This window comes from Longimicrobium sp., from assembly GCF_036280135.1.
GTDB lineage: Bacteria > Gemmatimonadota > Gemmatimonadetes > Longimicrobiales > Longimicrobiaceae > Longimicrobium.
Genome location: NZ_DASURI010000289.1, coordinates 1 through 10,169, shown reverse-complemented (window position 1 = coordinate 10,169; position 10,169 = coordinate 1). Strand labels below are relative to the sequence as shown.

At 70.9% G+C, this 10,169-nt stretch carries 7 protein-coding genes; 2 read left to right on the top strand and 5 right to left on the bottom strand.

From position 1 onward, the window contains the following. The first annotated feature begins 277 nt into the window (after window positions 1-277). The gene (locus tag VFZ20_RS09165; RefSeq protein WP_329683559.1) at window positions 278-2,827 is read left to right on the top strand and encodes a DUF5916 domain-containing protein; all 2,550 of its coding nucleotides are present in this window, start codon (window positions 278-280) and stop codon (window positions 2,825-2,827) included. 365 nt (window positions 2,828-3,192) lie between these two features. On the opposite strand, the gene VFZ20_RS09160 is transcribed toward VFZ20_RS09165, so the two are convergent. The 3 genes from VFZ20_RS09160 to rho are packed head-to-tail and all read right to left on the bottom strand — an operon-like array spanning window position 3,193 to window position 5,045. Next, window positions 3,193-3,618, bottom strand: coding sequence for a type II toxin-antitoxin system VapC family toxin (locus VFZ20_RS09160; RefSeq protein WP_329683558.1), 426 nt, complete (start codon window positions 3,616-3,618; stop codon window positions 3,193-3,195). Further along, window positions 3,599-3,835, bottom strand: coding sequence for a hypothetical protein (locus VFZ20_RS09155; protein ID WP_329683557.1), 237 nt, complete (start codon window positions 3,833-3,835; stop codon window positions 3,599-3,601). The genes VFZ20_RS09160 and VFZ20_RS09155 overlap by 20 nt, the downstream gene beginning before the upstream one ends. 31 nt (window positions 3,836-3,866) lie before the next feature. Beyond that, window positions 3,867-5,045 carry a transcription termination factor Rho gene (rho, locus tag VFZ20_RS09150; protein ID WP_329683556.1) on the bottom strand — a complete coding sequence of 393 codons (1,179 nt, stop codon included), beginning with the start codon at window positions 5,043-5,045 and terminating at the stop codon, window positions 3,867-3,869. 331 nt (window positions 5,046-5,376) lie between these two features. On the opposite strand from rho, the gene mrdA reads away from it, so the two are divergent. After that, window positions 5,377-7,299, top strand: a complete 1,923-nt coding sequence (mrdA, locus tag VFZ20_RS09145) for a penicillin-binding protein 2 (protein ID WP_329683555.1) — start codon at window positions 5,377-5,379, stop codon at window positions 7,297-7,299. Between the two features lie 440 nt (window positions 7,300-7,739). Here mrdA and VFZ20_RS09140 read toward each other — a convergent pair whose 3' ends face one another. Both VFZ20_RS09140 and VFZ20_RS09135 read right to left on the bottom strand, forming a co-directional pair. Next, window positions 7,740-9,476, bottom strand: a complete 1,737-nt coding sequence (locus VFZ20_RS09140; RefSeq protein WP_329683554.1) for an ABC transporter substrate-binding protein — start codon at window positions 9,474-9,476, stop codon at window positions 7,740-7,742. A gap of 439 nt (window positions 9,477-9,915) precedes the next feature. Then, a partial coding sequence (locus tag VFZ20_RS09135) for a sterol carrier protein domain-containing protein (protein ID WP_329683553.1) occupies window positions 9,916-10,169 on the bottom strand: 254 nt, incomplete at its 5' end.

Sequence of the window (10,169 nt, the reverse complement as noted above, 5' to 3'; positions counted from 1 at the left end):
AGCAGAGTACTTCAAAAGCAGTTGCAGTACTGCTGCCTCTGCTCCCTCTGCGTGAGAATGCAGTCACGGGCTGAAAGAAGGCGGAGAGGGCCGCTCCCGGGCAGGAGAGCGGCCCTTCTTTCGTTCCGGATGCCAACTAATCGAGAACTTCGCGCATCCAATCCCACGAATCGTCGACAATGTGGCGGAAGGGACGATGGACTGCTAAATTTCCGCCCACTTCGCCGGACACCTCCGCCGTAACGCATCAGTTCTCCTCTTCCATCCGCTCCATCCCATGAAGCAGTACGCGTTCCTGCTGGCCGCGGCCGTGCTCCCCGCGTCCGCGCACGCACAGGCCGGCCACGGCTCGGCCAGCGTGCCGGGCGCCCTGGCCACGCGCGCCCCGTCGGCCATTCACCTGGACGGCCGCCTGGACGACGCTGCGTGGGCCGCCGCCACGCCCATCACCACGTTCACGCAGATGGACCCCGAGGAGGGGCGGCCGGCCAGCGAGGCCACCGAGGCCCGCATCCTGTACGACGACGAGGCGCTGTACGTGGGCGTGCGCATGCACGACCGCGGGCGGGTGAACACGCGCCTGGGCCGGCGCGACATGAACCTGGGCGACAGCGACTGGGCGGGCGTGGTCATCGACAGCTACCACGACCACCGCACGGCGTACAGCTTCGACGTGAACCCGTCGGGCGTGCGGCGCGACGCGCTCAAGACGGACGGCGGTGACGACATGACGTGGGACGCCGTCTGGGACGCCGCCGCCCACCGCGACAGCGCCGGCTGGACGGCCGAGTACCGCATCCCCTTCAGCCAGCTGCGCTTCAGCCCCGCCACGGAGCAGACGTGGGGCATCCAGGTGGAGCGCATCATCGGCCGCCGCAACGAGTACGACGTCTTCAGCTTCACGCCCAAGGCCGAGCGGGGCGGCGTGGCGCGATTCGGCCACCTGGACGGGCTGCGCGACATCCGCCCGGGCCGGCGGCTGGAGGTCCTGCCCTACACGGTCATGCGCGCCGACTACACGGACCCGGGCGTCAACCCGTTCCGCGAGGACGGCGAATACGGGACGACGGTAGGCGCGGACCTCAAGTACCGCGTGACGAGCGACCTCACGCTGGACGCCACCATCAACCCCGACTTCGGGCAGGTGGAGCAGGACCCGGCGGACGTGAACCTCACGCAGTTCGAAACCTTCTTCGCCGAGAAGCGCCCCTTCTTCGTGGAGGGCGCGGAGATCTTCACCTTTGGCCCTGGCCAGCTGCCCACGGGCGGCGAGCTGTTCTACACGCGGCGCATCGGCGGGCGGGCCAGCGGCCTGGCGCCGCAGACGGCGCTGGCCGACGTGCCCGTGGACGCGCGCATCGTGGGCGCCGCCAAGCTGTCGGGAAAGACGGCGGGCGGCTGGAGCATCGGCGTGCTGGAGGCGCTCACGCGGCGCGAGGAGGCGCGCTTTCGCCTGCCGGACGGCGGCAGCGAGTCGATGGTGGTGGAGCCCGTGACCAACTACTTCGTGGGCCGCCTGCGGCGCGACCTGCGGGGCGGGCAGTCGGCCGTGGGGGCCATGGTCACGGCCGTGAACCGCGACCTGGAGACGGACGAGCTGCGGTCGCTGCTGCACTCCGGCGGCTACACGGCCGGGCTGGACTTTCGCCACGAGTTCGGCAACCGCGCCTGGCGGCTCAGCGGGTTCCTGAGCGGCAGCCACGTGCGGGGCGACAGCCTGGCCATCGCGCGGACGCAGGCGCGGCCGCACCGCTACTTTCAGCGGCTGGACGCCTGGTACGTGGACCTGGACCGCGGCGCCACGTCGCTCACGGGCGCGGCGGCGCAGCTGCGGCTGCAGCGGCAGGCGGGCCGCCACTGGCGCGGCAGCCTGGGGGTGAGCACCATCACCCCCGGCTACGAGGTGAACGACCTGGGCTACCAGCGCCGCGGCGACCGCATCGACGTCAACTCCAGCGTGAGCTACGTGCAGAACACGCCCGGGCGCCTGTTCCGCTGGTGGCAGGCGGACCTGCAGAACGTGCTGGAGCACAGCTACGGCGGGTACATGGTGCAGAACTCCCTGTACCTGGGCGCGCAGGGGCAAACGCGGCAGTACTGGACGGTGCAGGCCACCCTGGGCGCCAGCGCCGAGGCCACGGACGACCGGCTTACGCGCGGCGGCGTGCTGGCCCGGCGCCCGGCGTGGCGGCGGTTGACGGCGTACGCCGAGAGCGACGGCCGCAAGCCGCTGGTGGGCCTGGCCAGCGTGTTCTACCAGGACGAGGACGGGCCGGGGTGGCAGGGCGAGACGGGCGTGCAGCTCACGGTCAAGGCGTCGCCGCGGTGGAACCTGTCCGCGGGGCCGTCGCTGAGCCGCTACGTGACCCCCGCGCAGTTCCTGGGCGCCGGGCCCGACGCGTCGGCCGCGCGGACGGCCGGGTACCGATTCTTCTTCGCGGACCTGGACCAGACCACGGTCACGCTGGACACGCGGGTGAACTACACGTTCAGCCCGGAGCTGTCGCTGGAGGTGTTCGTGCAGCCGTTCGTGAGCACGGTGGACTTTGGCGACGTGCGCACGCTGGCCGCCGCGCGCACGTTCACCTTTGACGCGTCCGACGATTCCGCGCCGGGCGACTTCACGGTGCGCAGCCTGCGGGGCAACGCCCTGCTGCGGTGGGAGTGGCGGCGGGGCAGCACGCTGTTCCTGGCGTGGCAGCAGAGCCGCGAGTCGGAGGAGCTGGGCTACGCGGACTTTGACCTGGCGCACGAGCGGGCGGCCCTGTTCCGCGCCCGCCCGGACAACGTGTTCGTCCTCAAGGTCAACTACTGGCTCAACCCCTGAACTGCATTCTCACGCAGAGCCGCGGAGGCGCGGAGTACTTCGTTCGCGCGATGAAGTACTCTGCGTCCTCCGCGGCTCTGCGTGAGAAACGTAGTTGCCGTAAAAGCGGGAAGGACGCGCGAAGGGCCGCTCCCCAGACGAGGAGCGGCCCTTTTTGCTTCGACAAAGTCCCATGAATGAACTGCATTCTCACGCAGAGGGAGCAGGGGCAGCCGAGTACTTCATCGCGCGGCGAAGTACTCTGCTGCCCCTGCTCCCTCTGCGTGAAAACGTAGTTGCAGTAAAAGATGGCGGGCGGCGCACCGTGTGGTACGCCGCCCGAAATCCATCCACCGTGCAAAGGCCGGACGGTGCGTGTCACTGCATCAGCGCATCAGCGCGCGGAACCCGGCCTGCTCGAAGTGGTGATCCGTGGTGAGCGCCTCCCGGAGCTGCCGCCGCTGCATCACGACGAACGAAACGCAGTCCGTCATCCCCCATTCCTTGTCCTTGCGCTGACGAAAGAGAGACAGCGCATCGGCATACAGGTCATCCGTCAGGGGAATGACGTGAATTCGCGGATCCTGGGCGACTGTGTCCAGCACCGCGACGGCGGCATCGCGGAACCTGTACTTCGCGAGCATGTTCCCGATCTCCAGCAGAACCGGCTGCGTCGTCACGAGCCCGATCTCTGGGTTCCGACGCAGCCAGTCCGCCCGCTCCACCGCCCTCTCGTGCGCCTCGTCGGCGGGGATGGCGAGGGCGATCACGTACGAGGCATCGAGGAAGACCTCAGCGCCCGGTGTCGCCATTCCCGTAGAGGTGGTCGTGGAAGCGGGTGGAGAGATCCGACGGGCCGTCCAGCTCCAGCCCCTGGACCACGTCGAGGAACGACCGGGGCGGGGCGGCATCCGGTTCCGCTCCACTCTCGATCGTGATCCTGACGCGCGCGTTGGCGGGAAGCTCCATCGGCTCCTCCAGGTGCAGCCATTCGCGGTCGTGCAGCGTCGCGTAGACGGTCTTCGTCATCGTCTCTCCTCCTCGTCCTGCGCCCGGAACTCTACCGCAGCCGGCTGAGCAGCTCGTCGTTGGTCTCGGTGCCGTTCATCTGCTTCACCAGCAGCTGAAGGGCATCCTCGGCGCCCAGGGAGTGCAGCGCGCGGCGCAGCTGGTACACCTTGTCCAGCTGCTCCGACGGAAAGAGCAGCTCCTCGCGGCGCGTGGCGCTCTTCTCGATGTCGATGGCGGGGAAGATGCGCCGGTCGGCCAGGCCGCGGTCCAGCACGATCTCGCTGTTGCCCGTGCCCTTGAACTCCTCGAAGATCACCTCGTCGCCGCGGCTGCCCGTGTCGATGAGCGCCGTGGCGATGATGGTGAGCGAGCCCGTGCCGCCCCGCACCTTGCGCGCGCTGCCGAAGAAGCGCTTGGGCTTTTCCAGCGCGCCGCTGTCGATGCCGCCCGAGAGCATGCGGCCCGTGCCGCGCTCCGTGGTGTTGTACGCGCGGGCCAGGCGCGTGAGCGAGTCCAGCACGATCACCACGTCGCGCCCGCTCTCCACCAGCCGCCGCGCGTGCTCCAGCACCATCTCGGCCACGGCCACGTGCCGCTCCGCCGGGCAGTCGAACGAGCTCGCGATGACCTCGCCGATGCCCAGCATCTGCATCTCGGTCACCTCCTCGGGCCGCTCGTCCACCAGCAGCACCATGAGCGCCGCCTCCGGGTAGTTGGTGGCGATGCCGTTCATGATGGCCTGCAGCACCGTGGTCTTGCCGGCCTTGGCCGGGGCCACGATCAGGGCGCGCTGGCCCTTGCCCAGGGGCGCGATGAGGTCGATGATGCGGTTGGTAAAGTCGCGGCGGGACTTGCTGGCGCCGGCCACGGGAAGCTCCAGGCGAAGGCGCTCGTCGGGGTAGGTGGCGGGAAGGCTGCCGAACTCGGCGCGGCCGCGGGCCTGCGCGGGGTCCAGCCCGTTCACGCTCACCACCTCGTCCAGCGGCGGGCTCTTTCCGCGGCCCGGCGGCGTGCCGATGGTGCCCTGCACCCGGTCGCCGGTGCGCAGCCCCAGCCGGCGGATGACGGACTGCGACACGAAGACGTCGCCGTCGGCGGCCTGGTAGCCGGTGGCCACCGTGCGCAGGAACCCGCTGCCGCTGGGCAGGATCTCGAGAATTCCGTCCGCGGTGGGCTCGGACGCGGACGCAGGGCGCGCCGCGGCGGACGGTTGTGCGGAGAGGCTCATTCGGTGATGTCGGTTTGCTGAAATCCTGAAAACGCCGGAGGCCCGCCGGCAGATCGCCGGGCGGACGGAACCACCGCCTCCGCGTTTTGGCTGGGCGCTGGAGCGTGACGTCAAGTTGCGTGCCGCGGAAGGGACGCGGCGGAGGTGACGTGGCGCGGGAATGCGAGAAACTTAGCGCCCCCGGGCGCCCGCGCAAGGCATACGTTTCCACGCCCCGGCGCGCAAAGCCTGGAACCCCGGGGTTACGGCATATGTTCCGGCTGGCGCAAATGGTTGGGCGCGTATACCTTTACGTCGTTTTCCCCGGCAGTCCCCCGTCCGCCGCGCAAGGATGTCGCGCTACCTGGAGCTTACGGTCCGCCCCGAGGACCCGTTTCACCCGCACGCACGCCGCAAACGCTCGCTCTCGGCCATCCTCTTCCTGGTGATGGCGCTGGGGCTGCTGGGCGCGGCGTTCTTTCGCACGCAGATCGTCCGCAACGACGAGTTCGCCCTGCGCGCCGACGACAACCGCTTCGACATCGTCCCCATCCCCGCCCCGCGCGGCGCCATCTACGACCGCAACGGCAAGCTCGTGGCCGAGACGGTCACGGGGTACAGCCTGTCGGTGGAGCCCGGCCCCGCCGACAGCATCCGCGCGCGCCTGGCGCCCGTGGCCCAGCTGCTGGGGCTGGACTCGGCGGCCATCGCGGGTGTGGTGGCGGCGGGGCGCACCAGCCGCGGGCGGGCCGTGCCCGTCATCCCCCACCTGAGCTTTGAGCAGGTGTCCAAGCTGCAGGAGCGGCGGGGACGCCTGCACGGGCTGCGGGTGGACGCGTCGCCCGTGCGGCGCTACCCGGCGGGCGCGGCCGTGGCGCACGTGGTGGGCTACGTGCTGGAGATCAACGACCGCGAGCTGCAGAGCAAGGAGTGGGAGAACTACCGGCAGGGGCAGCACATCGGCAAGACGGGGCTGGAGCGCCAGTACGAAAAGCAGCTGGGCGGGCAGATGGGCGCCCAGTACGTGGAGGTGGACTCGCGGGGCCGGGTGCTGGGCCGCTTTGCCCCGCAGATCAACGATCCGCCGGAGGCCGGGCAGGACGTCAGGCTCACGCTGGACCTGGACCTGCAGCGCTACATCCACCAGATCTGGCCCACGGGCATGCGGGGCGCGGCCGTGGCCATGGTGCCGTCCACGGGCGAGATCCTGGCCCTGTACTCGGCCCCCACGTACGACCCCAACCTGTTCGTGGGCGGCGTGAGCGGGCAGGACTGGTCGCGGCTCAACAGCGACCCCGCCCGTCCCCTGCTCAACCGCGCCATCGCGGGCATCTACCCGCCGGGAAGCACGTGGAAGCTGGCCACGGCCATCGTGGGGCTGGAGCGCGGGGTGATCACGCCCGAGTACGTGATGCCGTACCCCTGCGTGGGCGGCATGGCGTACGCGGGCCGCTACTCGCGCTGCTGGAAGCGCGAGGGCCACGGGCCGCAGAACCTCATCCAGGCCATCGCCAACTCCTGCAACGTGTACTTCTACCAGCTGGGCATCCGGCTGGGGCTGGACGACCTCACCCGGGCCGGTACGCGGCTGGGCTTCTCCCGCCCCACGGGCGTGGACATGCCGGGCGAGCGGGTGGGCACCTTCCCGGCGGACCGGGCGTGGTACGTGAACCGCTTTGGCTGGCGGCCGCCGCCCAGCGAGGTGATGAACGTGTCCATCGGCCAGGGGCCCAACGCGCAGACGCCGCTGCGGATGGCGCAGTTCTTCAGCGCGCTGGCGGGCAACGGCTCCGCCCGCGCGCCGCACCTGCTGGCCGGGCGCCCAACGGACGTGGAGACGGACCTGAACGTGAGCAGGCAGACGCTCACCTCCGTGTGGCGCGGCATGGCGGCCGTGATCGAGGCCGGCGGCACGGCCCACGCCGTGGAGCTGCAGAACTGGAAGCTGTACGGCAAGACGGGCACGTCGCAGAACTCCGCGGACCCCAAGCGGCCGCACGCGTGGTTCACGGGGTTCGCGGGCCCGCGGGGGCGCGACCCGGAGATCGTCGTGGCGGTGCTGGTGGAGTTCGGCGAGAGCGGGTCCGGCGCGGCGGCGCCCATCGCGTCGCGGATGGCGGACTTCTACCTGAACAGGAAGCACGGCCGCCCCACGCCGCCCCTCGTCGCCGAGTCCATCGCCGGCCCCTCGTCACGCGACTCCGCCCGGCGGACGCTGCCCGCGGCGGCCACCGCCGTGGTGCCCACCCGGCCCCGCGCGCCGGAGCCGGACTGAACGGCGGGTACGAAGGTACGCGGTACGAAGGGACGGGGTACGTAGGTACGGAATGGCGATGCGATGCGGCTCCTCTCCGGGTGATTCGGGGAGGGGCCGTTGGCGTTTCGCTGGATGCGGATGCGGATGCGGATGCGGATCCGCGGACGGGCGAGGTTCGTCGAGCAGACGCGGAGCCCGTGCACACCGAACCCGGCGATTGAAATCGCGGCACCGGAAACGTGATGTCGGCCTGCGCCGACGGGTCCGGGCCGGGCGAGTACCGTGCGTCGCGCACAGCCCGCGCGAGCCGGATACAAGCCTCGCGACGATCGGCAACCTCCGGAGATGGTGAAGCCCCGCCGTGCGACGCGAAGCGTCGTCAGGGCGGGGCTTTCCGCTGTCGTTGCGGCGGCTTCAGCCGCTCCGGCTCGGCGTCGAACTACCGGGCCTGATTCCGCCTACGGCGCCTTGGCCGCGCCGCCCGCGGGCTGCGCGCCGGTGCGGTCGCGGGGGAGGCGGCGGTTCTCGGGAATGCTCCAGTAGATCACGTCCTCCCACCACTCCGGCCCGCGCATCTTTACGTTCGCGAACCGCTGGTTCACGGCGTAGAACTCGGGGTCCAGGAAGATGGGCGCGTACACCGCGTCGTCGATCAGCTGCTGCTCCAGCTGCCGCCACAGGGCGCGGGCCTGCGTGGTGTCGTTCTGCACCAGGATCTGATCGATCAGCTGGTCCACGCGCGGGTTGCTGTAGCCCGCGAAGTTGGGCCCGTTGGGCGGAATGCTGCGCGAGTGGAACAGCATCTCCGCGTTGGGCCCCATCACGCCCGGGCCCCAGCCCCATCCCCAGAAGCTGGCCGTGAACTCGCGCGCCCGCAGCCGCTCCACCCAGCTGGTGCGCTCCAGCTCGCGCGGCACCATGTCGATGCCCACCTGCTTGAGCTGCTGCTGGATGAAGATGAGCATGTCCTTGCGCATCTGGTCCGCGGAGCTCACCTCCACCTCGATGCGCAGCGGCTGCCCGTTCTTTTCGCGGATGCCGTCGCCGTTGGTGTCGCGCCAGCCGGCCTGCTCCAGCAGCGCCCGCGCGCCGTTGGCGTCGTACGGGATGGGGCGCACGTCGGCGCTGTGCTCGCGCAGCCCCGGCGCGATGGGCGACAGCGCGGGCGTGCCCTGCTCGCCGAACTGCGCGCGGACGATGCCCTGCCGGTCGATGGCCATCACGAACGCGCGGCGCACCACGGGATCGTTGGCCGGCGCCTTGGCCTGGTTGAACGCGATCCAGCCCGGCCGCACCTGGGCCGCCGTCTCCAGCCGCACGCCCCGCGCGCGCTCCACGGCCTCGCGCTGCTCGGGGGTGACCTTGGCGGCGTCCGCCTGCCCGTTCGCGAGCTGCGTGAGCCGCGACGTGGCATCCGGCACCACGCGCACGATGATGCGGTCCAGCGCGGGCCGCTTGTCGGGCGCGTCGGGGTTGGCCTCCACGACGATCTGCTGTCCCTTTTGCCAGCTGCCGAACCGGAACAGGCCGTTGCCCACGGGCCGCTGGCCGAACGGGTCGAAGCGCATGCGCGCCGGCGGCACGTTCTGCAGCAGGTGCTTGGGGACGGGGATCACTTCCAGCAGCGCGTTGACGGTGGACGGCCCCGTGCGGTTGAGCTTGACCTCTACCGTCATGGGGTCCACCACGCGGGCGGACTCCACGCCGGCCACGTCCGCCTGCCGGGGCGACGCCGTGAGCGAGTCCTGCTGGCGCTGGATGGTGAAGACGATGTCCTCGGCCGTGACGGGCCGGCCGTCATGCCACTTGAGATTGGGCCGCACGTGCAGGAGGACCGTGGCGCTGTCGGGGCGCTCCCAGCGCTCCAGCAGGACCGGCACGTAGTTGCTCAGCGTGCTGACGCGGCGGGCCAGGGCGCGAAAGAGCAGGTGGACGATCTGGTACGACTGCGTGTTGTCGAAGGTGAGCGGGTTCAGGTCGTCCGCGTCGCCCTCGGCCAGGAAGATCATGGTGCCGCCGGGCGCCGCGCCCGTGAACGTGGGGTGTCCCGCGCCCACGCCCTCGTCGCCGGCGCCGCCCTTGGGCGCACCTTCGCCGCCTCCTCCGTCCCCGCCGCCGCACGCGGCCAGGGCCAGGCCCAGCAGCGCCATCCATGCGGCGGACGAACCCCGCCGCCCCCGAGCGATCCACCGCATCGTCCTCCTCCCGTGTGACTGTTCCCGGCCCGCGCCCGTGCGCGGGGCTTTTTGGCCTGTCACTGCACAAAGTCCGCCGGGGCCCTCACCCCGCTCGTTCCTCGCGGCCCTCTCCCGCAAACTGCGCGGGAGAGGGCGTACACTTCGAACCTGGCGCGGGGCGGATCGGCGGAGGCCCGGCGGAAGCGCATCTCCACCTTCGTGCCGCGAAGCCCGGATCGCGCCGGCAGCGGGCCGCCCCTCCCCCGGCCCCTCCCCGCTCGTTCCTCGCGGAGAGGGGAGACCTTCATTGCGCGACGCCCGTCTCCGTGCTGGGGCTGGGGTGTACACCCTCTCCCGCGCAGTTTGCGGGAGAGCGTGGGAGCCTAGGCGAGCGGGTGAGGGCCCCCGCCGTTGCCTGCTATTCCCTATTCCCTGTTCCCTATTCCCTCGTCCGCCGTCAGAACCGATCAAACGTCCACGGCTTGGGCACCGCCAGCGCGCGGTCCAGCGTCTGGAGCACGGCGGGGCGGTCGATCTCCGCCAGGCCGCCGGCCGTGGCCTGCCACACGGGCACCGCGCCGATGAACATGCGCGACAGGGTGTCGATGGGCAGCCGGATGGTGGCGTCCACGTGCGTGCCGCCCGCCAGCGGCTCCACCTCCATCCGCCCGTCCTCGATGTGCACGCGCCAGGGGCCGCGGTTCTCCGCCA

What these genes read in the sequence shown, in the direction of transcription:
- VFZ20_RS09165 (WP_329683559.1), top strand. Translation starts at nt 278, where the DNA reads ATGAAGCAGTACGCGTTCCTGCTGGCCGCGGCCGTGCTCCCCGCGTCC.
- VFZ20_RS09160 (WP_329683558.1), bottom strand. Translation starts at nt 3,618, where the DNA reads ATGGCGACACCGGGCGCTGAGGTCTTCCTCGATGCCTCGTACGTGATC.
- VFZ20_RS09155 (WP_329683557.1), bottom strand. Translation starts at nt 3,835, where the DNA reads ATGACGAAGACCGTCTACGCGACGCTGCACGACCGCGAATGGCTGCAC.
- rho (WP_329683556.1), bottom strand. Translation starts at nt 5,045, where the DNA reads ATGAGCCTCTCCGCACAACCGTCCGCCGCGGCGCGCCCTGCGTCCGCG.
- mrdA (WP_329683555.1), top strand. Translation starts at nt 5,377, where the DNA reads ATGTCGCGCTACCTGGAGCTTACGGTCCGCCCCGAGGACCCGTTTCAC.
- VFZ20_RS09140 (WP_329683554.1), bottom strand. Translation starts at nt 9,476, where the DNA reads ATGCGGTGGATCGCTCGGGGGCGGCGGGGTTCGTCCGCCGCATGGATG.